This is a genomic window from Nesterenkonia aethiopica, from assembly GCF_039534665.1.
Lineage (GTDB): Bacteria > Actinomycetota > Actinomycetes > Actinomycetales > Micrococcaceae > Nesterenkonia > Nesterenkonia aethiopica.
In genome coordinates this window covers 1-25,605 of the sequence record NZ_BAAAVT010000018.1, presented here as the reverse complement: position 1 = coordinate 25,605, position 25,605 = coordinate 1, and the positions used below count along the sequence as shown (strand labels likewise).

Sequence of the window (25,605 nt, the reverse complement as noted above, 5' to 3'; positions counted from 1 at the left end):
TCACGCGCCGGCGGAGCCGCCGCCGGCGTCGGGGTCGGCGTCCGTGTCGGCGTCGGTGTCCTTCCCCGCGTCCGCATCGGCGACCGTGTCGTGGCGGCGGTAGACGGGGATCAGGCGCCCCTCGGGGTCGAGACGGCCCAGCATGGCTTCGGCGATCTCCCGCAGCTGGTCGACCTGCTCGGCGGTGAGTGCATCGATGACGTGGTGACGCACCGTGGCCACGTGGCCCGGGGCGGACGCCTTCACCTTCTCCCAGCCGATCTCGGTGAGTTCCACATGGGTGGCGCGCGCGTCGTCCGGACGACGGCGGCGCCGGACGAGGCCGCGGTCCTCCATGCGTCGGATGACATGGGACAGGCGGGGAAGTGTGGCGTTGGTGCGCACGGCGAGCGTGCTCATCTGCAGGGACTGGCCTTCGGTCTCGGAGAGCACCGCGAGCACGTAGTACTCGAAGTGGGTCAGGCCGGCGTCGTGGCGGAGCTGGGAGTCCAGCACGCCGGGGAGCAGTTCGAGCACGGCGGTCAGCCGCACCCAGGCGGCCAGCTGTCGGGAGTCCAACCATTGCGCGTCCACAGGTCGATTCTTGCGCACCGGGGTTGATGGGACAACTGTTGTGCCCTACATTGGTTGTCGCAACAACTTACGAGTCGCGGGTCGGCCCGGTGTGTTCCGGGGCCCGCGGACGATTCTGTGTCTGCTGCGGCAGGTGCTGGCGAAAGGACGTTCCGAGATGAAGACGCTGCTCAACCCGTCGGCCGGGGCCCCGGCGCTGACGGATCTGGCCCTGCTGGTCGCGCGAGTGGCGCTGGGGGTGATCCTGGTGGCCCATGGCTGGCAGAAGTTCGACGAGTGGACCGTGGCTGGCACGGCCGCCTCCTTCGAGGGGATGGGTGTGCCGGCGGCCTCGGTGAGTGCTGCGGTGGTCACGGGCGCGGAACTGATCGGCGGTGTGCTGCTGATCGTGGGGCTGTTCACCCCGATCGCCGCGGCGGTCAATGCGGTCTCCATGGTGGTGGCCCTGTTCCTGGTCCATGCGCCGGCGGGCCTGTTCGTCTCCGAGGGCGGCTACGAGCTGGTCCTGGCGATCTTCGCCGGTCTGGTCATCCTGGTCGCCACAGGGGCCGGCCGCTTCAGTGTGGACCGGCTCATCGCCCCGGCACCGCGGCGTCGTGCGAAGGCGCGCAGTTGAGCTGTGCGAAGGCGCGCAGTTGAGCTGTGCGAAGGCGCGTAGTTGAGCTGTGTGAGCCGGTGGACCGGAGGCTCGTCTCGGGCGTCCTGTCGGTGCGCGGTGGTAGCCTCCGTGGCATGAGGACGACGTGGGTCACGGTGGCGTGGGTCACGGTGGCGTGGGTCGCTGCGGCGCTCGTGGCGGTCGGATGTTCGAAGGACCTCGACCCCAGCGAGCTGGAGGTGACGGATGCCCGGCATGGCGCGGACCCCGGCGGGGACCTCGGGGAGCTGGAGGTGACCCTGGGTGGGGAGACTCATCGGGTTGCCCCGTCGGAGGTCCTGTGCTCAGGACCCCCGGGGGAGGTCCATCACCTGATCGCGACCACCGGTGACGACTCCTCGCGGGTCGAGGTCGCGGGCGAGGATTTCGCCCAGGTGCGCCTGGAGGGAGCCGAGCGTCCGCAGGAGACGACGTCTCCCGACGGCATCGAGCTGGGGGAGGCGCAGGTGGAGTTCGCCACCGCGGCAGTGGGCGATGCCGAGGTGGAGGGCACGTTGCACTGCTCGGAGTGGGAGGACTGAGGATGACCACGGAGCTGGGACGGGAGCCCCTGCGCGGGCCGGCCCTGGTGCGTGCGGCAGCGCAGATCGCCGCCGAGGCGCACCGCGGGCAGGTGGACAAGCTGGGGGCGGACTACATCGGGCATCCGGAGCGGGTGGCCGGGCATACCGAGGTGGCCGGTGCGGCGCCGGAGGTGGTGGCGGCGGCCTGGCTCCACGACGTCATCGAGGACACGTCGGTCACGGCCGTCGATCTGCTGGCCAGTCGGATGCCCGAGGAGGTCGTCGCCGCGGTGGAGGCGGTCTCCCGAGGCGAGGGAGAGTCGTCCGAGGACTACTACCGCCGTGTGCGGTCTGATGAACTGGCGCTGCAGGTCAAGGCGGCGGACCTCGCGGACAACACCGATCCTGCACGGACCTCTCAGCTGGACCCGGAGACCCGTGACCGTCTGGCCGCGAAGTACGCGAAGGCCCGGGAGCTGCTGGGCCTCTGAGCACGCCCGACAGATGACAGAACCCCCGGCCAGCGTGCCTGACCGGGGGTTCTGCTGCATCCACGGAGCCACCTGCCGGAATCGAACCGGCGACCTATTCATTACGAGTGAATCGCTCTACCGACTGAGCTAAGGTGGCCTGCTCGCGTGGACGGTGTGCCCTCGCGCGCGATGCACAACATTACTCGGCTCAGGGCGGACTGGTCAAAACGGCTGCGCGATCTCTGCTGTCCAGGCCTTTCAGCTCGGACGCGCCGGCTCAGGTCGCGACATCTTCCCGTGTCTCAGAGCACGGGTTCGTGCTCTCCGTGGTCGTTGAGACGGCGATCGGTCAGCAGCGGGACGATCTCCACGGGCCCGTGGGCCTCCATCAGCACGCTGCGGGACACCGAGCCCAGCAGTGCGCTGGTGATGCTTCCCCGGCCGCGGGTCCCGAGCACCGTGAGCTGGGCGCGTTCGGTGGCGTGGGCCATCACCTGGGTCGGCGAGCCCTGTTCGATGATTCCCTCGATGCTCAGGTCCGGGAAATGTCCGGTGAGCCAGCGGACGTCCCCGTCCAGCCGTTCCTGCAGGCCCTGCATCTCCAGTTCGGTGATGCCGGACTCCTTCGCGGTGCGGCCCGCGTACCAGAGCAGGGAGGAGTCGATCGTCGGCAGCGCGAGCAGCAGCTGCAGGGAGGTGCCTCGCAGCCCGGCGGCCTCGGCGGCGTGCAGTGCGGCCACTCGTCCGTGGGCGGAGCCGTCGACGCCTACGATCACCGGTCGTGCGTCCCGACGCGCGGTGAATCGGGTGTCGCCGCCCACCAGGTCGGGATCGTAGCGGCGGTTGACCACGGTGGTGGGGCAGTGGGCGTGGGCGGGCAGCGCCGAGGACACCGAACCCAGCAGGCGTCCGACGAAACCACCGCGTCCGCGGCCGCCGACGACGGCGTGGGTGGCGTTCTCGGACCTCGCGATCATGACTCCGGCGGCATCCCCGTGCTCCACCCGGTATTCGACGTGGCCGGGATAGCCGTGGAGCTGGTCGCGTGCCTCGTCGAGGACCTCCTCGGCGCCCCGCCGGGCCAGAGAGTCTCCGGTGATCTCCGCGGCGGAGTCCACATAGCCGGCGACGGCGCGCGGCACCGTGAAGGCGCTGATGACTGTCAGCTGGAGATCGCGCCGATGAGCCTCGACGGCGGCGTAGTGCAGCGCACGGGACCCCTGGTCCGAGCCGTCGAATCCGACGATCACGCCCAGTGCCCGGGATGCGGGGGTGTAGGGGACAGCTTTTCGATGCCGGGAATCCTCGTTCATGGCGACCTCCTGGACACGACGACGGTCAGAGCTGTCGACGACGGTGCGGCCACCGAGGCGACGTCACCGTCACCCAGCTGCCGCCATTCTAGCGGCGGCATGCCGCTCACCAGGAGGGATGCTGGCCGGGGTCAGCAGTCCTGGCGGCCCTCGAAGAGCTCCCCGTCGAGGAGGTAGGAGTCGACGATCTCGGTCACGCAGGTGTTGCCGGGCCGGTAGGCCAGGTGGCCCTCGCCGTCGTAGACCAACAGGGAGGAGGTGGGCGCCATGGCGTGCATGTCTTCGGCCCAGGACACCGGGGTGGCCGGATCCCCGGTGGTGCCGATGAACAGGATCTCCTCCACCTCGTCCAGCTGCGGCTCCCGCGGCTCGCCCACCGGCTCGAAGGGCCACTCGGAGCACGCGATGCCGGCGTGCCCCAGGTACGGGCCGAACGTGGGGGCGGCCTCCACGGTCTCCTCATACTCCGCCTCGATGGTCTCGGAGTCTTCCGAGACCGGGTGGTCCAGGCACATGATCGCGCGGAAGGCGAGCTGACTCTTCCACCCGTAGCTGCCGTCGGGCTCGCGGCCTGCGGCCAGGTCAGCCCACTGCTGGAAGGAGGAGAAGTCCTCCTCGTCGAGGGCGGAGCCCAGCGCCTGGTTCAGCATCGGCCAGCCCCCGGAGAAGTACATGGGCTGGATGAACCCGCTCACCAGCACGCTCACGGAGATGGTCCGCCCGTCGGGGCCTTCTGAGGGCTCCTCGGCGACATCCTCGAACAGGCCCGCCACGGCGTCGACGACGTCCTCAGCCTCACCGTCCACCGGACAGTCGGACTGCTCGACGCACCATGCTGCGTAGCCCTGCAGCGCCTCCTCGAACCCGACCGCCTGGTCCAGGGAGAGCTCGTGGTCGCTCAGAGCGGTGTTCATCATCCCGTCGAGCACGAACCGTCCCACCGAAGCCGGATGCTGTTCCGCGTAGGTCACCCCCAGGTGGGTCCCGTAGGAGAAGCCGAGGTAGTTGAGTCGCTCCTCGCCCAGGGCGGCACGGATGATGTCCATGTCTCGGGCGGCGGAGGCGGTGTCCACGTGTCCGAGCACCTCGCCGGTCTGCTCGAGGCACTGTTCACCCAGCCAGCGGGCGTCCTCGCGGGCCTGTTCGACGGCGGCCTCGTCGTCGAGCTCCTCGTCCCCTTCGGCGACCTGCTCCCGGTTCTCGTCCATCTGCTCGTCCGTAAGGCACTCCACGGGCGCCGACCGGTGGACTCCACGCGGGTCGAAGCCGACGATGTCATAGTCGTCCAGCAGGGCCGGGGTGAAGAAGTACTGCAGGTCTTCGGCCACCGAGTCATATCCGGAGGACCCGGGGCCGCCAGGATTGATGAGCAGATGCGGGGCGTCAGGCCCGCCGGTGCCGGAGCTGATGATGCGGAGCTGGAGAGTCTCGCCGTCGGGCTCGGCGTGGTCCAGGGGGACCTCCACATCGGCGCATCGCGCCCCGCGCTCGCAGTCCTCCCAGTCCAGCTCCTGATCGTAGAACCTGGCGTAAGCGGGGTCTGTGGCGTTCCCGCGCCCCACGTCCTCGGCGGTGTCGCCGGGGGAGGGCTGCTGCGTCTCTGGCGGTCCGCCCAGCGGCACGCAGCCGCTGAGCAGCATCGCGGCGACGCCGAGGGCCGCCGCATGGCGGAGCACAGGGCCTGCGGTGGTCTCCATGGGAAGGGCTCCCTTCAGCGTCGGTGGGCCTCCACGGGCAGGAAGGACATCATGAGAGCTTCCATGGCCAACAGCGGCGGGACGTTCTGACCGATCCTGGTGCGTGCGGCGCCGATCGCATCCAGGCAGCCCAGGGCATGCTCCGGGCTGAGGCTCTCGGAGTAGTCGGCCAGCTGCTCGCGCAGGTGGTCGTTGATGAGCTCGACGTCGGCGTCGAGCTTCAGGCTCAGCACGTCCCGGTACACCGCGGTCAGGTCGATCAGAGCCCGGTCGAGCGAGTCGGCCACGGCGCGTTTGGCGCGCCGGGTGTTCTCCTCTTCGAGCCTCTTGAACTGGCTGCGCAGCTTCGGCGGGATCTTCTCCTCCGGCTCCAGCCCCAACGAGCGCCGCAGCGCGGCCTGCTCCTCGGCGAGGCGGGCGTCGGCCGTCGCCTCGGCGTCGGCCTGGGTCATCGCCACCAGTGTGCCGGCGGCCCGGACGGCGTCGGTGGAGCTGCGCACCCGCAGCGGCAGCGTCACCACATCTTCCCGCCGCTGGCGCGCCTCGGGGTCGCGGGCCAGGCGCCGGGCCACCCCCACGTGGTTCTGCGACACCCGGGCAGCGAAGTGCGCCTGCTGGGCGTTGAGTCCGTCCCGCTCCACCAGCAGCCGGGCGACGGCGTCGGCCGGGGGGATCCGCAGGCTCACCAGTCGACAACGTGAGCGGATGGTGACCAGGACGTCGGCGGGGCTCGGGGCGCACAGCACCCAGAGCGTGTGCGGCGGCGGTTCCTCGATGGCCTTGAGGAGCACGTTGGTGGCGCGCTCGGTCATCCGGTCTGCGTCCTCGACGACGATGACTCGCCAGCGTGCCCCCTGCGGGCTGTCCTGGGCGGTGGTGACGAGCTCGCGGACGTCATCGATCCGGTAGGTGACGTTCTCGGTGGAGACCAGCTTCACCGAGGGGTGGGCGCCGGAGGCGACCAGTCGGCAGGAGCGACAGGTCCCGCAGCCGCGCTCCGTCGGCTCTGCCACCTCACAGTTCAGTGCGGCGGCGAAGGCCCGGGCGGCGTTGGACCGACCCGATCCGGGCGGCCCCGTGACCAGCCAGGCATGGGCCGGTGCGCTCGCGGCCACGGCCCGGCGCAGCTGGTCCACCACGGGCTCCTGGCCCACCAGTTCGGCGAAGACCGCGGGCAGTTCGGCGAAGACGGCGGGCTCAGCCAAGACCGGCCTCCCCGGAGCTCTCGCTCAGCTCGGGTTCGTTCAGCTCGGGATCTGTGGACTCGGACCCGGCGGGCTGGGCGGCGCGCAGAGGTTCGCCGATCAGCGCGGCGACTCGGTGCCGGATCTGCCGTTGCACGGCATCGACGTCGTCGTCGGCGTCGATGACGAGATAGCGGTCCGGCTCGGCCTCGGCCCGGCTGCGGAAGGCCTCTCGGATGCGGGCTCGGAAAGCGTCGTCGGCGGACTCCATACGGTCCCCGGGGCCGCCGTCGCGTCCGGCCCGCCGCCGCTGGGAGATCGTCGGGTCCACATCCAGCAGGATCGTCAGGTCCGCCTGCAGTCCGGAGGTGGCCCAGCCGTTGATCTCCGCCACCTTCTCCGGGCCCAGGCCACGTCCTACGCCCTGGTAGGCCACCGAGGAGTCGATGTACCGGTCGCAGAGCACCGTGGCCCCGGACTCCAGAGCCGGAAGGATCCGCTGCACCACGTGGGCCGCGCGTGAGGCCGCGAAGAGCAGCGCTTCGGTGCGGGGGTCCACCTCACCGTGGCCGTGTTCCAGGACCAGCGTCCGGATCCGCTCGCCGATGGGGGTGCCGCCGGGTTCCCGGGTCCGCTCACAGGCGACGTCGTGGGCGCTCAGCCAGGATTCCAACAGGTCCAGCTGCGTGGTCTTCCCGGCCCCGTCGCCGCCTTCGACGACGATGAAGGCTCCGCGCGTGCTCGCTGGCTTCGTCTGTGTCACGCGGACAGCCTATCGGCTTCCGGTGACGCTTCCGGTGACGCGATCATCGAACGTCACCGGAGGCCTGTGTGAGCACCTCCGCCGGCGCCCCGCGAGCCCTGCCGGCGTCTCAGAGCCTGGACGCGGCTCGGCGGGCGGCCCTCGTGACGGGGGAGTCGACTACCGTGGCTGATGTGACTGACGAACGCACCTACCTCGTGTCCGGAGGCCGCGGCATCCATGAGGCCGGCTCCCCGGTGAATCCCCCGGTGGACTTCACCTCCACCTACAGCTATCGGCCCGGCGGCGACAACCGCTGGGAGTACGCCCGAGAAGGCGTGCCCTCCTGGCAGCCGCTCGAGGAGCTGCTGGCCCATCTGGAGGCCGGCACGCGCCGGGGCCACAGCGGTCAGGGCTTCGTCACCACCGCCGAGGAACACCCGGTGCCGGTGCTGCCGGGTCTGCTGTTCTCCTCCGGGATGGCCGCGATCTCCGCGGTGGTGCATCTGCTGCCCCCGGGCGGCCACCTGATCCTGCCCCGGCACAGCTATATGGGCTTCTCCACGTTGGCCCAGGAGATGGCGGACCGGGGCCTGCTGACCCTGCACCGGGTGGACATCGCCGAGACCGAGGCGGTGAGGACCACCATCGCCGACGTCGCCACCCTCGCCCAGGCGCAGGACGCGCCGGTGATGCTCTGGATCGAGTCCCCCACCAACCCGATGCTCGAGGTCGCCGACCTGCCGGCGCTGCTCGCCGAGGCGAAGCGGCGCGGCATCCTCACCGTGGTGGACAACACCTTCGCCACCCCGCTGCGGCAGCAGCCGCTGAAGCACGGAGCCGACGTCGTGCTCCACTCCGTGACCAAGTTCCTGGCCGGACACTCGGACCTGATCATGGGGGCGGCGATCACGGCCGATGAGCAGCTGCATCAGAGGCTGCACCAGCACCGCACCCTCCATGGCGCGGTACCCGGGCCCATGGAGGTCTTCCTGGCCCTGCGCGGGGTGCGGACGTTGGCGGTGCGCCTCGACGCCGCGGAGTCCAACGCCGCCGAGCTCGCCCGGCGGTTCGCCGCGCTGCTCCCCACCGGGGAGACGCCCCTGCGCGGCGTCCGGTACCCGGGGCTGGGGAGCCACCCGCAGCATGCGCGGGCCGCGGCCCAGCTGGGCGGCTTCGGAGCGATCCTCACCATCGAGCTGCCCGACGCCGCCACCGCCGACGCCGTCCTCCAGCATCTGACCCTGTGGACCCCGGCCACGAGCCTCGGAGGAGTGGAGTCCCTGGCGGAGCGCCGCCGTCGGCATTCCACCGAACCGGAGACGGTGCCGGACGGGCTGATCCGGCTCTCGGTGGGCATCGAGCACGTGGACGACCTGTATGCCGACCTGCTGCAGGCGCTGCGGCTGGTCGCCTCGGAAAACCGCGACGAGAAGCGATAGCATCGACACATGTCCGGAATCTGGTACGCCGTCCTCGTCTCTGAGATCTACCTCTTCCTCGCCTTCGCCGTCGTCTGCCTGATCGTGGCGGGCGTGGCGCTGCTGAAATGCCTGCCGAAGAACGCGCAGCGCTTCGACATCGCATTCAAGCGCACCAAGGGGTTCTGGCTCGGCATGACCGGCGGCGCGGCGCTGCTGTGCCTGTTCGGCGTCTACTCCCAGCTGTTCGGAGGCCCCTTCGGCTTCCTGTTCCCGGTCATCGGCGCGACCATGGCCGCCGTCTACCTGGCCGACGTCGAGCCCGCCGTCTCCGAGTGAGCCGGATGAGCTGACGCGATCGCCGTTCCACTCCGCGCCCGCCGACGTGCGCCCTGACCACCGACGTTCCACCCACATCACGCATCGGAAGGGATCACCGCCAGATGAGCTATGACCTCATTCTGCTCCGTCACGGACAGAGCGACTGGAACCAGAAGAACCTGTTCACCGGCTGGGTCGACGTGCCGCTGACCGACCAGGGCAGGGCCGAGGCCGCCCGCGGCGGCGAGCTGCTGGCCGAGAACGACCTGCTGCCCGACGTCGTCCACACCTCGCTGCTGCAGCGGGCCATCACCACCGCGCACCTGTCCCTGGAGGCGGCGGACCGGCTCTGGATCCCGGTCAAGCGGGACTGGCGGCTCAACGAGCGCCACTACGGCGCGCTGCAGGGCAAGGACAAGACCCAGGTGCGTGAGCAGTACGGCGACGACCAGTTCATGACCTGGCGCCGCTCCTTCGACACTCCGCCGCCGGAGCTCGACGCCGACGACGAGTACTCGCAGATCGGCGACCCTCGCTATGCGGATCTCGGTGACGCCGCCCCGCGCACCGAATGCCTCAAGGACGTCGTCGAGCGCATGCTGCCGTACTGGGAGTCCGCGGTGATCCCGGACCTGAAGGCCGGCAGGACGGTGCTGCTCGCCGCGCACGGCAACTCTCTGCGCGCCCTGGTGAAGTACCTGGACGGCATCAGCGACGAGGACATCGCCGGGCTGAACATCCCCACCGGCATCCCGCTGCACTACCAGCTGGACGAGGACTTCCGGCCTGTGAAGCCCGGGGGCACCTACCTGGACCCTGAGGCCGCGAAGGAGGCCATCGAGGCGGTGGCCAACCAGGGCAAGAAGTGAGGCTGTCCGGGCCGCCCTGCTGAGCGGGACGGCCGCGCGACGCGCGAGCACCGTCCCAGCGACGTCATCGAGCGGGAGACCCGTGGTCGGGTCTCCCGCTCGATGACGTCGGGGCCGTCTTCCTCACCTGCTCGGGCGGTCACATCCGGGCCGGAGAGCCGACTCAGCTCATTCGGCGTGGGCCTTCACGTCCCACTCTCCGGTGACCAGGTAGGCGACCTTCTTGGACACGGAGACGCCGTGGTCCCCGAAGCGCTCGAAGTATCGGCTGGCCAGCGTGCAGTCCGCCGTGGTGGCGGGGCTGGCATCCCATTCGTCCTCGGCGATCAGGCGGAACACGGAGGCGTGGAGCGCATTGATGGCCTCGTTCTCCGCGGTGATCTCGTCCACGAGGGCGAGGTCCCGGGTCTGCAGGAGCCTCACAACCTTCTCAGCGAGGTCCTGCGCGTGCTGGGCCATCCGCGCGTACACCGGCTTCAGGTGCTCCGGAGAGACGTGGTCCGGGTAGCGCAGGCGGACCAGCTGCCCGATATGGCGCGCCAGATCCCCCATGCGTTCCAGCGAGGTGCTCATCCGCAGGGCGCCGACGATGGTGCGCAGATCGGAGGCCACGGGCCCCTGCAGCGCCAGCAGGTCGATGGCACGCTCGTCCAGGTCGTTCTGCAGCGCGTCGATCCGCTGATCCGCGGCGATGACCTCCTCCGCCAGCTGCACGTCGGCCGTCTCGAAGGATCGGTAGGCCTTCTGCATCGCCTGGGAGACCAGGGTGGCGATGTCGATCAGCTGCTCGCCGAGGTTCTGGAGGTCTTCCTGAAAGAGCTTGCGCACGGGTGACGGTCCTTTCGTCGTGAGGGGGCCGCGGCCTGCCGCGGGCGCGCCGGCTCGTCCCGGAGCATCCCGACGCTCCAGGCTCACCGACGGACGTGAACGCGGGCCCGCGCCCCAGTCAACCACCAGGTGAACGCTCGTTGAACCCCTCGACGCATCGGGGCCCTGCGGCGACGAGCGCATGAACACATGCCTAAGCTGTAGGCGTGGACTCCCTGCTCATCGCCATCGTCTCCGGCCTGGTCGGCCTGCTCCTGGGCGTCGCCGGGATGCACGCGTTCCGGGTCAGCGAGCTGCAGCGCGCCGCCGGGATCGACGTGGACGAGCCGACCATGCCCGCCGGCGCCACCGAGGTGCTCGCCTCGCTGGGCCTGGCCTACATCGTCGTCGACACCGTCGACGGCGTGGTGCGCGCCAATCCGGCCGCCTACGCCTTCGGCCTGGTGCGCGGCCACACCGTGGTGCACCAGGAGCTGCTCGCCCTCACCGCGCGGGTCCGGGCCGACGGCGTCATCATCGATCAGGACCATGAGCTGCCGCGCGGGCTGCAGGGGGAGTCCTCCATCGTGGTGCATCTGCGTGTGGCTCCGCTGGGGGACGAGTACATCCTGGTCCTGGCCGACGACCGTACCGAGTTCTCCCGCACCCAGGCGGTGCGGCATGACTTCGTCGCCAACGTCTCGCACGAGCTGAAGACCCCGGTGGGCGCCATCTCGCTGCTGACCGAGACCATCGAGGACGCCGCCGACGACGAGGAGGCGGTGCGGCACTTCGCCCAGCGCCTGCAGCGCGAGTCGGCCCGCCTGGCGGCACTGGTCCAGGACATCATCGAGCTCTCCCGCGTGCAGGGCAAGAACGTGGTCCACTCGGGGCGCCCCGTGGACCTGGGAGAGGTCATCTCGGAGGCGGTGGACCGCTCCACGCTGCCCGCGGAGGCCAAGGACATCACCATCAAGGTCGGGGGCAGCCTGACCCGCTCGGTCCACGGGGACCATGATCAGCTGACCATGGCCTTCCGGAACCTCATCGACAACGCCGTGCGCTACTCCCCGGAGGGCACCCGCATCGGGATCGGGCTGTCCTCCCGCGATGGGATCGCGCAGGTGACCATCACGGACCAGGGCATCGGCATCGCCCCGGAGGACCAGGAGCGGATCTTCGAGCGCTTCTACCGTGTCGACGCCGCCCGTTCGCGTCAGACCGGGGGCACCGGCCTGGGCCTGAGCATCGTCAAGCACGTCATCACCAACCACGGGGGAGAGGTCTCCCTCTGGTCCCAGCAGGGCAAGGGGTCCACGTTCACCGTGCGGATCCCGGAGCTCGAGGAGGGCCAGGGGCCCGGGGAGCCCGAGGAGGGCGCCCCGGAGGCCGACGCCGACGGCGGCCCCCGCACCGACCATCAACAGTCCGACCGCGCTCGCGCCGGTGAAGGAGGAACAGCGTGACCAGGATTCTCATCGTCGAAGACGAGCCCTCGTTCTCCGAGGCTCTGTCGTACACCCTGCAGAAGGAGGGGTATGACGTCTCGGTCGCCGACGACGGCCTGCAGGCCGTGGAGCTCTTCGACAAGGAGAGCCCCGACCTGGTCCTGCTGGACCTGATGCTGCCGGGCCAGCCCGGCACTGAGGTGTGCCGGCAGATCCGCCAGCGCTCCAATGTGCCGGTCATCATGCTCACCGCCAAGGACTCGGAGATCGACAAGGTGGTGGGCCTGGAGCTCGGCGCCGACGACTACGTGACCAAGCCGTACTCCTCCCGGGAGCTGCTGGCCCGGGTGCGTGCGGTGCTGCGCCGGCACGTGGACACCGAGGTGGATGACACCTCCTCCGTCGCGGCCGGGCCCGTCCGCATGGACGTGGAGCGGCACACGGTGGAGGTCCGCGGAGACGGCGTGAGCCTGCCGCTGAAGGAGTTCGAGCTGCTGGAGATGCTGCTGCGCAACGCCGGACGTGTGCTGACCCGGGGTCAGCTGATCGACCGAGTGTGGGGCTCCGACTACGTCGGGGACACCAAGACCCTCGACGTGCATGTGAAGCGGTTGCGCGCCAAGATCGAGCCGGACCCCTCCCGGCCTCAGCACCTGATCACGGTGCGCGGCCTGGGCTACAAGTTCGAGGAGTGAGGCGCAGGCCAGCGCCGGGGCGCTAGACTGATCGAGGTCCGCCGCGCCCTCATCCAGGGCGCCCGGGCCGCCGTGCCCCGCAGCGGCGGGACCCGCAGCGGTCCTGCCCTCCAGCCGTGTCGGAGAGTAAGGAGCGTGCGTGTCGAACGTGCAGAACACCAGTCCCAGCCCTGAGGAGAACTCCTCCGCCACGGATCGGCAGCCCATCCGCCGCGCCCTGGTCTCCGTCTTCGACAAGACGGGGCTGACGGAGCTCGCCCAGGGGCTGCACGCGGCCGGCGTCGAGCTGGTCTCCACCGGCTCCACCGCCCAGCGCATCGCCGACGCCGGCGTGCCGGTCACCGAGGTCTCCGAGGTCACCGGCTTCGCCGAGTGTCTGGACGGCCGGGTCAAGACGCTGCACCCCCGCGTCCACGCAGGCATCCTGGCCGACCGGCGGCGCGAGGACCACCGGGCGCAGCTCGACGAGCTGGAGATCCGGCCCTTCGACCTGGTGGTGGTCAACCTCTATCCGTTCGCGGAGACCGTGGCCTCCGGCGCGTCGGAGGATGAGATCGTCGAGAAGATCGACATCGGCGGGCCCTCCATGGTGCGCGCCGCGGCGAAGAACCACGCCTCGGTCGCCGTCGTCGTGGATCCGCTGCGCTACGGGGAGGTCATCACCGCCGCCGAGCAGGGCGGCTTCACCCTGGCCACCCGCCAGCGGCTGGCGGCCCTGGCCTTCGCCCACACCGCCGCCTACGACACCGCGGTGGCCCGCTGGACCTCCCAGCAGTACGACGACGACTTCGACGCCGCCTCGGTGCCGGCGCCCCCTCTCCCCCGGAAGGACAAGACGCTGCAGTTCCCGCCCTACGCCGGGCTGGCCCTCCAGCGGATCACCGGGCTGCGCTATGGGGAGAACTCGCACCAGCCGGCGGCCCTGTACACGGAGACGCACGCCGCCCCTGGCCTGGCCCAGGCGGAGACGCTCCACGGCAAGGCCATGAGCTACAACAACTACGTCGACGCGGACGCGGCCGTCCGCACCGCCTACGACTTCGCGGGCCCGGCGGTGGCCATCATCAAGCACGCCAACCCGTGCGGCGTCGCGGTGGGGGAGACGGTCGCCGAGGCGCATCGTCGGGCCCACGCCTGCGACCCGCTCTCGGCCTTCGGCGGGGTCATCGCCGCCAACCGCACGATCACCGCCGAGATGGCCGGCACGGTCGCCGAGATCTTCACCGAGGTCGTCGTCGCCCCGGACTTCGAGCCGGAGGCTCTGGAGATCCTCACCCGGAAGAAGAACATCCGGCTGCTGCGGCTCCCGGAGGGCCACCGGCGGGACCGGGTGGAGTACAAGCAGATCTCCGGGGGGATGCTCCTGCAGGCCTCGGATGCCCTGGACGCCGACGGCGATGCCGCCGGCTCCTGGAAGCTGGCCTCCGGTGCGGCCGCCGACGAGTCCACGCTGGCGGACCTCGAGTTCGCCTGGCGCGCGGTGCGTTCGGTGAAGTCCAACGCGATCCTCCTGGCCCGTGAGGGCGCGACGGTCGGCATCGGGATGGGCCAGGTCAACCGCCTGGACTCGTGCCGTCTGGCGGTGCAGCGGGCCAACACGCTCGCAGGTGACGGCGTGGACCGCGCCCGCGGCTCGGTGGCCGCCTCGGATGCGTTCTTCCCGTTCGCGGACGGGCTGCAGAGCCTGATCGCCGCCGGGGTGCGCGCCGTCGTGCAGCCGGGCGGCTCGCAGCGGGACCAGGAGGTCGTCGACGCCGCCGAAGAGGCGGGCCTGACGATGTACCTCACCGGCGCGCGACATTTCTTCCACTGACCTGAGGGGCCGCGAGCCCCTCAGCGTGCGGGCCCGCTCGGCACCGGCCGGCGGATCCCGCCGGCGATGACCACTCATCGGTGCCAACACCCTCGGAAGGGGTGATGTCAGTGTCAGAGAGACTGGATGAGCTCGCAGACCTGGTCCGCCATGAGCGGCTGCGAGATCTGCGCGAGGCGCTGGACGACCTTCCGGTCGGCGAGATCGTCGACTTCCTGGAGCGCCTCGGCGTGCAGGACCGGGCCGTGGCCTTCCGCCTGCTCCCCAAGGACCGGGCGGTGGAGGTCTTCGACCTGCTCGACCAGGCGCTGCAGCACGAGATCATCGAGGGCCTGAAGGACGTCGACGTCGCGCTGTACTTCGACTCACTCGACCCCGACGACCGTGTGCGTCTGATGGACGAGATGCCGGCCTCGGTGGCGCGCAAGATGATGCGGCATCTGGACCCGCGCGAGCGGAGCCTGACCAACATCGTGCTGGGCTACCCCTCCGGCACGATCGGCCGCCAGATGAGCCCCGAATTCGTGGCGATCCCGGAGCACTGGTCGGTGGGGCAGGCGATGGAGAAGATTCGCCGGGCCGGGGATGAGGCAGAGACCCTCTACACGTTGCCGGTGGTGGACCGGCAGCGGCTGCTCAAGGGGGTGGTCTCGCTGCGGGACCTGGTCGCCGCGGACGCTGACGTGAGCATCTCCTCCCTGACCACGGAGGCGGACTCGGTGGATGCGGACCATGACGCCGAGGACGCGGCCCGTCTGTGTGCGGACCGCAAGCACCTGGCGATGCCGGTCACCGACTCCGAGCACCGGGTCGTGGGGATCTTCACCGTCGATGACGCCCTGGACATCCTCGAGCGCGCCGAGTCGGAGGACGCCGCCCGTCACGGCGGTGCCGAGCCGCTGCACCGGCCGTACCTGTCGACACCGGTGCTGACGATCATGCGCTCGCGCATCGTATGGCTGCTGGTCCTGGCGATCGGGGCCACGCTGACAGTGCAGGTCCTCGACGTCTTCGAGGAGACGCTGGAGGCCGTCGTCGTGCTGGCGCTGTTCGTTCCGCTGCTGATCGGCACCGGAGGCAACACCGGCAATCAGGCGGCCACCACCGTCACGCGCGCCATGGCGCTGGGCGATGTCACCACCCGGGACGTGTTCAAGGTGTTCTGGCGGGAGATCAGGGTCGGCATCACGCTGGGCTCCGTGTTGGGGGTCCTCGGGTTCCTGCTGGTCAGCTGGCGGTGGGAATGGCATGTGGGGGCGGTGATCGGGCTCACGCTGTTGGCCATCTGCACCCTGGCGGCCTCGGCCGGCGGACTCATGCCGATCCTGGGCAAGAAGCTGGGTGCGGATCCCGCCGTGTTCGCCAATCCGTTCATCTCCACCTTCGTGGACGCGACCGGACTGATCGTCTACTTCCTCATCGCCCGCGCCGTGCTCGGTATATGACCCGGGACATGACCCGGGAGATGAGCGCGTCGCCGCAGGCGACGAAACGGAGCACGGGCTCAAGCCCGCACTCCGGTAGATTTGGATCGTCGACTGACCGAAAACAGGCCGGGGCGACGCTCCAGCCTGTTCCCTGACCCCAGACCTCGAGGGAGATCACGCGCCGATGGCCAAGATCATCTACACCCACACCGACGAAGCGCCGATGCTGGCGACCTACTCGTTCAAACCGATCGTTGAGGCCTTCGCCTCGACCGCAGGCGTGGAGGTGGAGACCCGAGACATCTCGCTGGCCGGTCGCATCATCTCCCAGTTCCCGGACCACCTCACCGAGGAGCAGCGTGAGGCGGACGCCCTGGCCGAGCTGGGCGAGCTGGCCAAGACCCCCGAGGCGAACATCATCAAGCTGCCGAACATCTCCGCCTCGGTGCCGCAGCTGAAGGCCGCGATCGCCGAGCTGCAGTCCCAGGGCTACGCCCTGCCCGACTACCCGGAGTCCCCCTCCACCGAGGAGGAGAAGGACATCCGCGCCCGGTACGACCGGGTCAAGGGCTCGGCCGTGAACCCGGTGCTGCGTGAGGGCAACTCGGACCGCCGTGCTCCCGAGTCCGTGAAGGCCTACGTCCGGGCCAACCCGCACCGGATGGGCGAGTGGACCTCCGAGTCGAAGACCAACGTGGCCACGATGGGTGCCGACGACTTCGCCTCCAATGAGCAGTCGGTGGTCCTGGCTTCCGAGGACACGCTGACGATCCAGCTGGTCACCGACTCCGGCGAGACCGTGGTGCTGAAGGACGCTCTGCCGGTGCAGGCCGAGGAGGTCGTGGACGCCACCGTGATGCGCGCCGCCGCCCTGGACGAGTTCCTGGCCGCCCAGGTGGCACGCGCCAAGGAGGAGGACGTGCTCTTCTCCGCGCACCTGAAGGCCACCATGATGAAGGTCTCCGACCCGATCATCTTCGGCCACATCGTCAAGGCCTACTTCCCGCAGCTGTTCGCCCAGTACGGGGAGCAGCTCGCCCAGGCGGGCCTGTCGGCCAACGACGGGCTGGCCTCGATCCTCTCCGGCGTGGAGGACCTCGACGCCGACGTCGCGGAGGGTGTCAAGGCCGAGATCGAGAAGGGCCTCTCTGAGGGACCGCGGCTGGCCATGGTCGACTCTGACCGCGGCATCACGAACCTCCACGTACCCTCCGACGTGATCGTCGACGCCTCCATGCCGGCGATGATCCGCAACGGCGGCCACATGTGGGGCCCCTCCAACGAGCAGGACGACACTCTCGCCGTCATCCCGGACTCCTCCTACGCGGGTGTCTACCAGGCCGTCATCGAGGACTGCCGCGCCCATGGGACTCTGGACCCGGCCACGATGGGTACGGTGCCCAACGTCGGCCTGATGGCGCAGAAGGCCGAGGAGTACGGCTCCCACGACAAGACCTTCGAGATCTCCCAGCCGGGCACCGTGCAGGTGCTCGACGCCGCCGGTGCGGTGCTCATGGAGCACCAGGTGGCCGCCGGAGACGTCTGGCGCGCCTGCCAGACCAAGGACGCCCCGATCCAGGACTGGGTCAAGCTGGCCGTGACCCGGGCCCGCGAGTCCGGCGCGCCCGCCGTCTTCTGGCTGGACGCGGAGCGTGCCCACGACGCCAACCTCATCACGAAGGTGGAGGCCTACCTGGACGACCACGACACCGAGGGCCTGGACATCCGGATCCTCAACCCTGTGGAGGCCACGAAGCTCTCCATGGAGCGCATCCGCCGCGGCGAGGACACCATCTCGGTGACCGGCAACGTGCTGCGCGACTACCTGACCGACCTCTTCCCGATCCTGGAGCTGGGAACCTCGGCGAAGATGCTCTCCATCGTGCCGCTGATGGCCGGCGGCGGCCTGTTCGAGACCGGGGCCGGCGGATCCGCTCCGAAGCACGTCCAGCAGCTGGTCCAGGAGGACTACCTGCGGTGGGACTCCCTGGGAGAGTTCTTCGCGCTGGTGCCCTCGCTGGAGAAGTACGCCGAGCAGGCCGATGCCCCCAAGGCGAAGGTGCTGGCCTCCGCGCTGGACCGCGCCACCGCGACGTTCCTGATGGAGAACCGCTCCCCGGGCCGGAAGCTGGGGACGATCGACAACCGCGGCTCGCACTTCTATCTGGCCCAGTACTGGGCCCAGGAGCTGGCCGCCCAGACCGAGGACGCCGAGCTGGCGGAGATCTTCGGTCCCGTGGCCGAGCAGCTGGTCTCCCAGGAGGAGACCATCCTCGCGGAGCTCAACGGCGTGCAGGGCCAGTCCGTGGAGCTGGACGGCTACTACCGGCCCGACGACGCCAAGGCGGCCGCGGCCATGCGCCCCTCGGCCACGCTCAACACGATCGTGGACGGTCTGAAGGGCTGACTGCCGCCCTCGGCTGAGACGTGACGGGCCCGGGCTCCCTGAACAGGGAGCCCGGGCCCGTCACGTGTTCCGACGTCGGTGGCCTTGACCTCGTAGGATGGTGAGCCGGACCACCCCAGACGCGCCCGGACATGCTCAGGCATGATCGGGGGCCGACAAGTTCGAGACGCGGACGGAGACCTCGTGACCTCACGCATCCACCTCATGCCCGACGGCGAGCCGGAGCTCGTCGCCGGCCTCCAGGCCCAGGGAGCCGAGATCGTCGGCGCCGACGAGCAGCCGACGGCGGTGGTGGTCACCGGCATGTTCCGCAGCTTCAACCTGGCGGAGGTCCTCGAGGCCAACCCGCAGATCTCCTGGATCCAGCTGCCCAGCGCCGGCATCGAGAAGTACGGCGAGATCCTGCGTCGGTTCCCGGACCGGCTCTGGACCTCCGCCAAGGGCTCCTACGCCAAGCCCGTCGGCGAGCACGGGCTGCTGCTGACCCTGGCGGCCCTGCGCGGACTCAAGGTCCGGGCCCGGGCCACCAGCTGGGGCACCGAGGGCGGGATCTCGCTGAACGGACTGCGCTGCGTCGTGGTCGGGGCCGGAGGCGTGGCCGCCGAGATGGTGCGCCTCTACAAGGCCTTCGACACGCATGTCACGGTGGTCCGGCGCACCCAGGAGCCGCTGCAGGGCGCAGATCGGACCGTCTCCCAGGACCAGTTGGACGAAGTGCTCGACGGTGCTGACGTCCTGGCCCTCGCCGCCGCCGTCACCCCGGACACGGAGAACATGATCGGGGCCCGCCAGCTCGGTCTGCTGGCCGACGGCGCGGTGGTCGCCAACGTGGGGCGCGGTCGACTGATCGACCATGACGCCCTGGTGGACGCGCTGCGTGCCGGACGGCTGCGAGGAGCCGGGCTCGACGTCACCGAGCCGGAACCGCTGCCTGACGGCCACCCGCTGTGGGAGCTGGAGACCTGTCTGATCACGCCGCACACCGCGGACACCAAGGCCATGGTGGTTCCGCGGCTGCGGGACCGCGTGCTGGAGAACCACCGTCGCCTGCGCGACGGCGAGCCGCCGGTCGGCGTCGTCGACACCACCGCCGGGTACTGAGCGGGGAGAGGCCCCGCTGGACCGCAGGATCCGATCAAGGAGGACCGGAGCATGGCACACATCCTGACCGTCAGAGGCAAGACCCCCAGCATCGGTGCCGGGGTGTTCCTGGCACCCACAGCCGCGATCACCGGCGACGTCGTCCTGGAGCCGGACTCCTCGGCGTTCTACGGCGTCTCGGCTCGGGGCGACTCGGCACGCATCACCGTCGGTGCCGGGACGAACCTGCAGGACAATGTGGTGCTCCACGCGGACGAGGGGTACCCCTGCACGCTGGGGGCAGGCGTCTCCGTCGGCCACGGCGCCGTCGTGCACGGAGCGACGGTCGGGGCCGACAGTCTCATCGGCATGGGAGCGACCCTGCTCAACGGCTCCATGGTGGGCGAACAGAGCCTGGTGGCGGCGGGCGCCCTGGTGCTGGAGGGCACCGTCATTCCGCCCCGGTCTTTGGTGGCCGGCGTGCCCGCGAAGGTGCGGCGCGAGCTCACCGAGGATGAGGTCGCCGGGCTGAGGGAGAACGCGCAGACCTACCTGGAGCTGAAGGACGCCCACATCCACGCCGAACCGGCCTGAGCCGCCGGGCCGTGCGCGCATGCCGCGGCTCGTGGCAGACTGCGCACCGAGTCGTGACAGGTGACCAGGAGGGCGCATGGCAGAGGAGACCGCTGGCCTGCCTCACCCGCGCGTGGGGTTCCACGCCTCGCAGGAGCAGATCCCTCCGTCCCAGCTGCTGCGCGACGTGCAGCTGGCCGAGCAGGTGGGGTTCGACGCGGCCATGAGCTCGGACCACTTCATGCCCTGGTCCACCCGACAGGGGCATTCAGGCTTCACGCTGGCGTGGCTGGGGGCGGCGCTGGTCACCACCAGCTTCTCCCTGGGCGCGGTCACGGCACCCGGACAGCGCCATCATCCGGCCGTCGTCGCGCAGGCCTACGCCACCTTGGCGGAGATGTTCCCCGGCCGGGTCTGGGCGGCCCTGGGCGCCGGCCAGGCGATGAACGAACATATCACCGGGGACCCCTGGCCTGACCGGGAGACCCGACGGCGCCGACTGGCCGAATGCGCCGACATCATCCGTCGTCTGCATCGGGGGGAGCGGGTCAGCCACGACGGCCTGGTCCGCGTGGACGACGCCGTCCTCTACGACCTGCCCGCCGACCCCGTGCCGCTCTACGCGGCCTGCATCACGGTGGAGTCTGCGCAGCGGGCCGCCGAGTGGGCGGAGGGCGTGATCACGCTGAACCAGCCCGACCACGCCGAACGGGACGTGCTGCAGGCCTATCGGGAGGCCGGCGGCGTCGGCCCGGCGATGCTGCAGGTCCACCTCAGCTGGGCGGAGACCAGAGCCGAGGCGGAGGCTCTGGCCCATGACCAATGGCGGACCAACGTCTTCGGGCCCCCGGTGGATCAGGACCTGCCCTCCCCGGAGCATTTCGACGCCGTCGCCGAGGATGTTCCGCTGGCGAGGGTCCGGGAGGCGGTGCGTATCTCGGAGTCCCCGCAGTGGCACCTGGAGCACCTGGTCGAGGACATGGAGGCCGGCTTCGACACCCTGTACCTGCACCACGTGGGCCAGGATCAGCGCCCATGGCTCGACACCGCCGGAGAGCACGTGCTCCCCGGGCTCCGGTCCGGCTGAGTCAGCACCGGCCGCCGCCGAAGGAGGACCCCAGCATGCGTATCGCCGACACCGCCGACCTCTGGTACAAGAACGCCGTGGTCTACTGCCTGGATGTGGAGACCTTTCTGGACGCGGACGGAGACGGCGTCGGGGACTTCGCCGGGCTCACTCAGCGGGTGGACTACCTGGCCGAGCTGGGGGTGACCTGCCTGTGGCTCATGCCCTTCTACCCGTCTCCGCGGCGCGATGGCGGCTACGACGTGCAGGACATGTACGGGGTGGATCCGCGCTACGGCGACCACGGCGACGTCGTCGAGTTCATCCGGGTGGCCCATGACCGCGGCATCCGGGTGATCATCGACCTGGTCATCAACCACACCTCGGACCGGCACCCGTGGTTCCGACGGGCCCGGTCCTCGAAGGACAGCCCGTACCGGGACTTCTACGTATGGCGCGCGGACACCCCTCCGGACACCTCCGATCAGACCATGTTCCCCGATGTGGAGGACGGGATCTGGACCCGTGACGAGAAGACCGGCGAGCACTACCTGCATCACTTCTTCCGTCATCAGCCGGATCTGAACACCGCCAATCCGCAGGTGCGGGAGGCGATCGAGCGGACCATGGGGTTCTGGCTGCAGATGGGCGTCGACGGCTTTCGGGTGGACGCCGTGCCCTTCGCGCTGAACGAGAACACCATCGACCTGCAGCAGCACCATGCCTTCGATGAGCCGCATGACTATCTGCGGGCTCTGCGCGGCTTCCTGCAACGACGTTCCTCCGGCAACGGCGCGGGCATCATGCTCGGTGAGGTCAACCTCCCGCATGAGGAACAGGTGGAGTTCTTCGGCGGCGACGGCGGCGACCAGCTGACCATGCAGTTCGACTTCCTCACCAACCAGAAGGTGTTCCTGGCCATGGCGCGGCAGGACGCCCGGCCGATCGCGGAGGCGCTGCGCAGCCGCCCCACCGGCCTACCGGAGACCTGCCAGTATGCGACCTTCCTGCGCAACCATGACGAGCTCACCCTCGACCTGCTCGACACGGACGAGCGGGAGGAGATCTTCGCCGCGTTCGGCCCTGCGGAGGAGATGCAGCTCTTCGGCCGCGGACTGCGCAGGAGACTCCCGCCCATGGTGGACGGAGACCCCCGGCGCCTGAAGATGGCGTACTCGCTGCTGTTCGCCCTGCCCGGCACTCCGGTGCTGTTCTACGGTGAGGAGATCGGCATGGGGGAGGAACTCTCCCTGGAGGGGCGGGCCGCGGTGCGCACCCCTATGCAGTGGTCCGCAGAGAAGAACGGCGGCTTCTCCGCGGCTCGTCCCAGCCGGCTGCCGCGGCCGGTGGTGGAGGGCCCCTATGGCCCGGAGCATGTCAATGCGGCCGATGCCCGCCGGGACGCCGGCTCGCTGCTGCAGCACATCACGCGGCTCTGCCAGCGCTACCGGGAGTCACCGGAGCTGGGCTGGGGCACGGTGGAGATCATCGAGCAGCCGCACCAGCAGGTGCTGGCCCACCGGATGGTCTGGCGGGGCTCCTCCATGGTCCTGCTGCACAATCTGAGCCCGGAGCCGGTGGTCGTCGGCTTCGAGCTCGAGGACCTGTCGGAGGGCACGGAGCTGGTGGATCTGCTGCAGCCCGGGGCCTGCCGGCTGGATGCCGGCCGTCGCTCCGAGCTCGACCTGGAGGGCTATGGGCACCGCTGGCTGCGTGTCAGGAGGCAGGAGGACCCGCGGCTCGTCTGAGGCCCCAGGTCATGTGGAGGCACGGACCAGGTTCCGTGGGTATAGTCACGCTTCGGACCACTCTGCCGCGAGGCGTCGGTGGTCCGACAGCACCCTGTGATCCGTTGCTGAGAGGCACCTGACGATGAAGCCCACCGCCGTGACGTCCCTGGCGATCGCCGGGACCCTGCTGCTCACCTCCTGCGCGTCGAACCCCTTCGCGGACGACGCCCCCGAGGACTCCGACGACGGCACCGTCGCTGAGGCCGAAGTTCCCAGCCTCGGCGAGATCCAGGACGAGATGTGGGAGACGATGCTCGCCGCTGAGACCGTCACCATCGAGGGGCAGGTCGAAGCCGGGGAGGCCGATCTGGACGAGCTGTTCGAGCAGATCGACGAGGACGCGGTCGGCGACATCACCATCACAGGTGCCCTGGACGGGACGGATTCGGAGATGAGCTACGCGGCCGGGGAGGGCAACACCTTCACCCAGCGTGCGGTCGGTGGTGTCGAGTACTTCCGCGGGGAGGACTTCGGCGCCCTGCTGTACGGCAACCTGGACGACGACGTCGCCGCCGCGGTGGAGCCGGAGTTCATCGAGGACCTGGTCGCCGACCAGTGGGTGGAGTTCTCCGCCGACGGCTCGGCCTCCATCTTCTCCGCCGAGGACTTCCTGGGCATCTGGCAGCGCGAGCTGCGCGAGGAGGACACGGATGCGATCTCGGGAGTCCGGGAGACCCGAGACGGGCAGGAGGTCTACGTCTACGCGCAGCAGGACGGAGAGACCGAGTACGTGGTGGCCGCGGACGGACAGCCGCACCTCCTGGAGCTGCGGGATGAGGACAGCACGTACACCTTCACCGACTGGAACTCCGCGGACATTCCCGAGGAGCCTGAGAACGTCATCACCCTGGACGACATCTTCGATGCCATCGCCGACCATCAGGGGTGGCCCACCGAGGAGGACGTCTCGGACCAGTGATGGGGTCGCGCGGCGACGCGCGGCGGAACGGAGGAATCATGCACCGCCTGAAGGAGGCACGACGTGACTGAGGAGATGGAGACCGCTGCGGTCCCGACCACGGTGAGGATGCTGGGGATCGTGGGGATCGCCCTGCTGGCCCTCACCGGCTGTGGGGCCGGCGAGGCCGAGGAGGACGCCGGCGAGCAGGACGCCGGTCAGGAGGATGTGGATCCGGACGGCGCCGAGGACCAGGGCGACGAGCCGGACGAGATCGCCGAGGACGGGGCCGACGAGGAGCCCGAGGACGAGACGGAGGCTGAGGCGGGAGACGCTCCGGCCATCGAGGAGATCGAAGCCGACCTGTGGCGTGCCATGGAGGAGGCCGAGTCCGTGGTGCTCGACGCCGAGGTGCCCGCCGGCGCCGAGGAGGTCGAGGCCGACATCGACGCCGAAGAGGGTGCGGACACCATCGTCCAGCACTACTCGGGGCAGATGGACGGCTCGGCGCTGACCCTCCGGGAGGAGGCAGGCGGCGCCTCGGCCGAGTACATCTCCTTCGACGACGGCACCTATCTGCGCGGCGAGGACGAGCTGGCCGCCGTGGCGCGACAGTTCCCGGGTGAGATCGATGAGGACGAGCTGGCCGGTGAGTTCGAGGGCAAGTGGGTGGACTACTCGCAGATCTTCCCCGAGGGCTTCACGGTGGACGAGTGGATGGCCGACTTCCGCGGCAGCCTCGAGGAGGCCGGAGGATTCGGCGAGCTCGAGGCGGAGGCGGACACCCGCGACGGCGAGGACGTGTGGATCTACACCGATGACCGCCGGGAGATCGTGGTCCGGGCCGGGGATGACCCGGTGCTGCTGTCGGTCTACGCGGACAATGACGGCGACGTCTTCGACGTCCGGTTCAGCGACTGGGACGAGGCTGCCGAGCCGGAGCGGCCCGCTGACGAGGACATCCTGACCGTCGACGATATGGAGGACATCCTCAGCTGATCGGTGCGTCGACCCGGCGCCCCGGTTCAGCGGAGCTGTTGCTCGAGTGAACCGACCACCGAGTGGACGTTCAGGTTACGTCCAGATTCAGCGTGATCCGGGCGACAACCTGGACGATTCATGGGAGCGTCCTCATAGATTCGGGAGAAAGCTTTTGCAGAGCTTTCTTTCAGGGAACTTCTATGGTGAGAATGGTCACGAGTCATCTGGTCGAAGGCAGGCGACTGCCGCAGAACGGTCAGATCAGGTGACCAGCGGAAAGCCCGCGATGCATCGAGAATGCACCTGGACGGAGGTACTGATCCTATGGTTACCACCGACGACAACAAGCTTCGCTCCCTGGCTGCCGCCATCGGAGTCGGATCCCTGGCACTGTTCGGCGTCACAGCCTGTGACACCAACGGGGACACCGGCGAAGAGGACCCGGCGGTCGAAGAGGAAGAGGGTATGGAGGAGGACCCGGCCGAGGACCCGGCTGAGGACCCGGCCGAGGAGGAAGAGGAGGGCTGATTCCTTCTCCGACGTCCGGTTGAGGTCGTCTCCTGCAGGGCACGGTCCCGGCGGGAGAGCTTCTCCAGTACGACGATGGTCGGTGCGGCTCGGCCCATGGTGGACCGAGCCCACCGATCCAGTGCGGCCCCGGCGGTGCATACCGCCGGGGCCGTTCTGTGTCCGGAGGGCGTGCGCGTGGTCATCCCGGCGCGTCGCTGCGCACGTCCAGCGCACACCCCGGGGCCCTCCAGGGCCTTCTCGGGCTCTTCGCGTTTGAGGGTGTAGAAGCTGGGACGCGCGCCGGAGTCGGCGTGGCGGTGGATGGATAGAAGTCGAGGCCTTCCGATGATGGAGGT

24 protein-coding genes and 1 tRNA gene are annotated in these 25,605 nt (G+C 69.7%); 18 read left to right on the top strand and 7 right to left on the bottom strand.

Annotated features, from left to right (window positions below):
* Nucleotides 1-591, bottom strand: coding sequence for a MarR family winged helix-turn-helix transcriptional regulator (locus ABD658_RS12945; RefSeq protein ID WP_311025854.1), 591 nt, complete (start codon nt 589-591; stop codon nt 1-3).
* Nucleotides 592-730: 139 nt separating this feature from the next.
* Here ABD658_RS12945 and ABD658_RS12940 point away from each other — a divergent pair, with 139 nt between their 5' ends.
* From ABD658_RS12940 to ABD658_RS12930, 3 genes are all read left to right on the top strand, one after another.
* The gene (locus tag ABD658_RS12940) at nt 731-1,189 is read left to right on the top strand and encodes a DoxX family protein (RefSeq protein WP_344681537.1); all 459 of its coding nucleotides are present in this window, start codon (nt 731-733) and stop codon (nt 1,187-1,189) included.
* 116 nt (nt 1,190-1,305) lie between these two features.
* Nucleotides 1,306-1,752, top strand: coding sequence for a cupin domain-containing protein (locus tag ABD658_RS12935; RefSeq protein ID WP_344681535.1), 447 nt, complete (start codon nt 1,306-1,308; stop codon nt 1,750-1,752).
* Between the two features lie 2 nt (nt 1,753-1,754).
* Nucleotides 1,755-2,225, top strand: a complete 471-nt coding sequence (locus tag ABD658_RS12930) for an HD domain-containing protein (protein ID WP_311025857.1) — start codon at nt 1,755-1,757, stop codon at nt 2,223-2,225.
* Between the two features lie 66 nt (nt 2,226-2,291).
* Here ABD658_RS12930 and ABD658_RS12925 read toward each other — a convergent pair.
* From ABD658_RS12925 to tmk, 5 genes are all read right to left on the bottom strand, one after another.
* Nucleotides 2,292-2,364, bottom strand: a tRNA-Thr gene (locus ABD658_RS12925).
* 145 nt (nt 2,365-2,509) lie between these two features.
* Complete coding sequence (locus tag ABD658_RS12920; RefSeq protein ID WP_070159679.1) at nt 2,510-3,520, bottom strand: universal stress protein; 1,011 nt, start codon at nt 3,518-3,520, stop codon at nt 2,510-2,512.
* A 131-nt stretch (nt 3,521-3,651) separates the two neighbouring features.
* Entirely contained in the window at nt 3,652-5,217 is a 1,566-nt protein-coding gene (locus ABD658_RS12915; protein WP_344681532.1) for an alpha/beta hydrolase, read from the bottom strand.
* 14 nt (nt 5,218-5,231) lie between these two features.
* Nucleotides 5,232-6,422, bottom strand: a complete 1,191-nt coding sequence (locus tag ABD658_RS12910) for a DNA polymerase III subunit delta' (RefSeq protein ID WP_344681530.1) — start codon at nt 6,420-6,422, stop codon at nt 5,232-5,234.
* Nucleotides 6,415-7,164, bottom strand: coding sequence for a dTMP kinase (gene tmk, locus ABD658_RS12905; protein ID WP_344681528.1), 750 nt, complete (start codon nt 7,162-7,164; stop codon nt 6,415-6,417). The genes ABD658_RS12910 and tmk overlap by 8 nt, the downstream gene beginning before the upstream one ends.
* Nucleotides 7,165-7,328: 164 nt before the next feature.
* Here tmk and ABD658_RS12900 point away from each other — a divergent pair, with 164 nt between their 5' ends.
* From ABD658_RS12900 to ABD658_RS12890, 3 genes are all read left to right on the top strand, one after another.
* Nucleotides 7,329-8,585: a trans-sulfuration enzyme family protein gene (locus tag ABD658_RS12900; RefSeq protein ID WP_344744728.1), complete on the top strand. Its 1,257-nt coding sequence runs from the start codon at nt 7,329-7,331 to the stop codon at nt 8,583-8,585.
* Nucleotides 8,586-8,594: 9 nt separating this feature from the next.
* Entirely contained in the window at nt 8,595-8,903 is a 309-nt protein-coding gene (locus ABD658_RS12895; RefSeq protein ID WP_070159673.1) for a DUF2516 family protein, read from the top strand.
* Nucleotides 8,904-9,007: 104 nt separating this feature from the next.
* The gene (locus ABD658_RS12890; RefSeq protein WP_344681524.1) at nt 9,008-9,754 is read left to right on the top strand and encodes a phosphoglyceromutase; all 747 of its coding nucleotides are present in this window, start codon (nt 9,008-9,010) and stop codon (nt 9,752-9,754) included.
* A 168-nt stretch (nt 9,755-9,922) separates the two neighbouring features.
* On the opposite strand, the gene phoU is transcribed toward ABD658_RS12890, so the two are convergent.
* Nucleotides 9,923-10,582, bottom strand: coding sequence for a phosphate signaling complex protein PhoU (gene phoU, locus ABD658_RS12885; RefSeq protein ID WP_344681522.1), 660 nt, complete (start codon nt 10,580-10,582; stop codon nt 9,923-9,925).
* A 206-nt stretch (nt 10,583-10,788) separates the two neighbouring features.
* On the opposite strand from phoU, the gene ABD658_RS12880 reads away from it, so the two are divergent.
* The 12 genes from ABD658_RS12880 (at nt 10,789) to ABD658_RS12825 (ending at nt 25,267) form a co-directional block, all read left to right on the top strand.
* Nucleotides 10,789-12,027: a sensor histidine kinase gene (locus ABD658_RS12880; protein WP_344681520.1), complete on the top strand. Its 1,239-nt coding sequence runs from the start codon at nt 10,789-10,791 to the stop codon at nt 12,025-12,027.
* Entirely contained in the window at nt 12,024-12,704 is a 681-nt protein-coding gene (locus tag ABD658_RS12875) for a response regulator (protein WP_344681518.1), read from the top strand. The genes ABD658_RS12880 and ABD658_RS12875 overlap by 4 nt, the downstream gene beginning before the upstream one ends.
* A 148-nt stretch (nt 12,705-12,852) precedes the next feature.
* On the top strand, nt 12,853-14,517 hold the full coding sequence (gene purH / locus ABD658_RS12870; protein ID WP_344681631.1) for a bifunctional phosphoribosylaminoimidazolecarboxamide formyltransferase/IMP cyclohydrolase: 1,665 nt from the start codon (nt 12,853-12,855) through the stop codon (nt 14,515-14,517).
* Between the two features lie 104 nt (nt 14,518-14,621).
* A complete protein-coding gene (gene mgtE, locus ABD658_RS12865) occupies nt 14,622-15,962 on the top strand; it encodes a magnesium transporter (protein WP_070159665.1) in 1,341 nt (446 codons plus the stop codon).
* A 166-nt stretch (nt 15,963-16,128) separates the two neighbouring features.
* Nucleotides 16,129-18,351, top strand: coding sequence for an NADP-dependent isocitrate dehydrogenase (locus ABD658_RS12860; protein WP_344681514.1), 2,223 nt, complete (start codon nt 16,129-16,131; stop codon nt 18,349-18,351).
* Nucleotides 18,352-18,534: 183 nt separating this feature from the next.
* Nucleotides 18,535-19,452, top strand: a complete 918-nt coding sequence (locus ABD658_RS12855; protein WP_344681512.1) for an NAD(P)-dependent oxidoreductase — start codon at nt 18,535-18,537, stop codon at nt 19,450-19,452.
* A 51-nt stretch (nt 19,453-19,503) separates the two neighbouring features.
* Nucleotides 19,504-20,025 carry a gamma carbonic anhydrase family protein gene (locus tag ABD658_RS12850; protein WP_070159659.1) on the top strand — a complete coding sequence of 174 codons (522 nt, stop codon included), beginning with the start codon at nt 19,504-19,506 and terminating at the stop codon, nt 20,023-20,025.
* A gap of 76 nt (nt 20,026-20,101) precedes the next feature.
* Nucleotides 20,102-21,091 carry a TIGR03885 family FMN-dependent LLM class oxidoreductase gene (locus ABD658_RS12845; RefSeq protein ID WP_344681510.1) on the top strand — a complete coding sequence of 330 codons (990 nt, stop codon included), beginning with the start codon at nt 20,102-20,104 and terminating at the stop codon, nt 21,089-21,091.
* Between the two features lie 35 nt (nt 21,092-21,126).
* Nucleotides 21,127-22,818: an alpha-amylase family protein gene (locus ABD658_RS12840; RefSeq protein WP_344681508.1), complete on the top strand. Its 1,692-nt coding sequence runs from the start codon at nt 21,127-21,129 to the stop codon at nt 22,816-22,818.
* 124 nt (nt 22,819-22,942) lie between these two features.
* Entirely contained in the window at nt 22,943-23,779 is an 837-nt protein-coding gene (locus ABD658_RS12835; protein WP_070159653.1) for a hypothetical protein, read from the top strand.
* Nucleotides 23,780-23,842: 63 nt separating this feature from the next.
* Nucleotides 23,843-24,757, top strand: a complete 915-nt coding sequence (locus ABD658_RS12830; RefSeq protein ID WP_344681506.1) for a hypothetical protein — start codon at nt 23,843-23,845, stop codon at nt 24,755-24,757.
* 306 nt (nt 24,758-25,063) lie between these two features.
* Nucleotides 25,064-25,267: a hypothetical protein gene (locus ABD658_RS12825; RefSeq protein ID WP_070159649.1), complete on the top strand. Its 204-nt coding sequence runs from the start codon at nt 25,064-25,066 to the stop codon at nt 25,265-25,267.
* Nucleotides 25,268-25,605: the final 338 nt, after the last annotated feature.

Excerpts from the sequence above, each read along its gene's own strand:
- ABD658_RS12940 (WP_344681537.1), top strand. The coding sequence starts at position 731 with ATGAAGACGCTGCTCAACCCGTCGGCCGGGGCCCCGGCGCTGACGGAT.
- ABD658_RS12935 (WP_344681535.1), top strand. The coding sequence starts at position 1,306 with ATGAGGACGACGTGGGTCACGGTGGCGTGGGTCACGGTGGCGTGGGTC.
- ABD658_RS12930 (WP_311025857.1), top strand. The coding sequence starts at position 1,755 with ATGACCACGGAGCTGGGACGGGAGCCCCTGCGCGGGCCGGCCCTGGTG.
- ABD658_RS12920 (WP_070159679.1), bottom strand. The coding sequence starts at position 3,520 with ATGAACGAGGATTCCCGGCATCGAAAAGCTGTCCCCTACACCCCCGCA.
- ABD658_RS12915 (WP_344681532.1), bottom strand. The coding sequence starts at position 5,217 with ATGGAGACCACCGCAGGCCCTGTGCTCCGCCATGCGGCGGCCCTCGGC.
- ABD658_RS12895 (WP_070159673.1), top strand. The coding sequence starts at position 8,595 with ATGTCCGGAATCTGGTACGCCGTCCTCGTCTCTGAGATCTACCTCTTC.
- ABD658_RS12890 (WP_344681524.1), top strand. The coding sequence starts at position 9,008 with ATGAGCTATGACCTCATTCTGCTCCGTCACGGACAGAGCGACTGGAAC.
- mgtE (WP_070159665.1), top strand. The coding sequence starts at position 14,622 with ATGTCAGTGTCAGAGAGACTGGATGAGCTCGCAGACCTGGTCCGCCAT.
- ABD658_RS12860 (WP_344681514.1), top strand. The coding sequence starts at position 16,129 with ATGGCCAAGATCATCTACACCCACACCGACGAAGCGCCGATGCTGGCG.
- ABD658_RS12850 (WP_070159659.1), top strand. The coding sequence starts at position 19,504 with ATGGCACACATCCTGACCGTCAGAGGCAAGACCCCCAGCATCGGTGCC.
- ABD658_RS12845 (WP_344681510.1), top strand. The coding sequence starts at position 20,102 with ATGGCAGAGGAGACCGCTGGCCTGCCTCACCCGCGCGTGGGGTTCCAC.
- ABD658_RS12840 (WP_344681508.1), top strand. The coding sequence starts at position 21,127 with ATGCGTATCGCCGACACCGCCGACCTCTGGTACAAGAACGCCGTGGTC.
- ABD658_RS12835 (WP_070159653.1), top strand. The coding sequence starts at position 22,943 with ATGAAGCCCACCGCCGTGACGTCCCTGGCGATCGCCGGGACCCTGCTG.
- ABD658_RS12825 (WP_070159649.1), top strand. The coding sequence starts at position 25,064 with ATGGTTACCACCGACGACAACAAGCTTCGCTCCCTGGCTGCCGCCATC.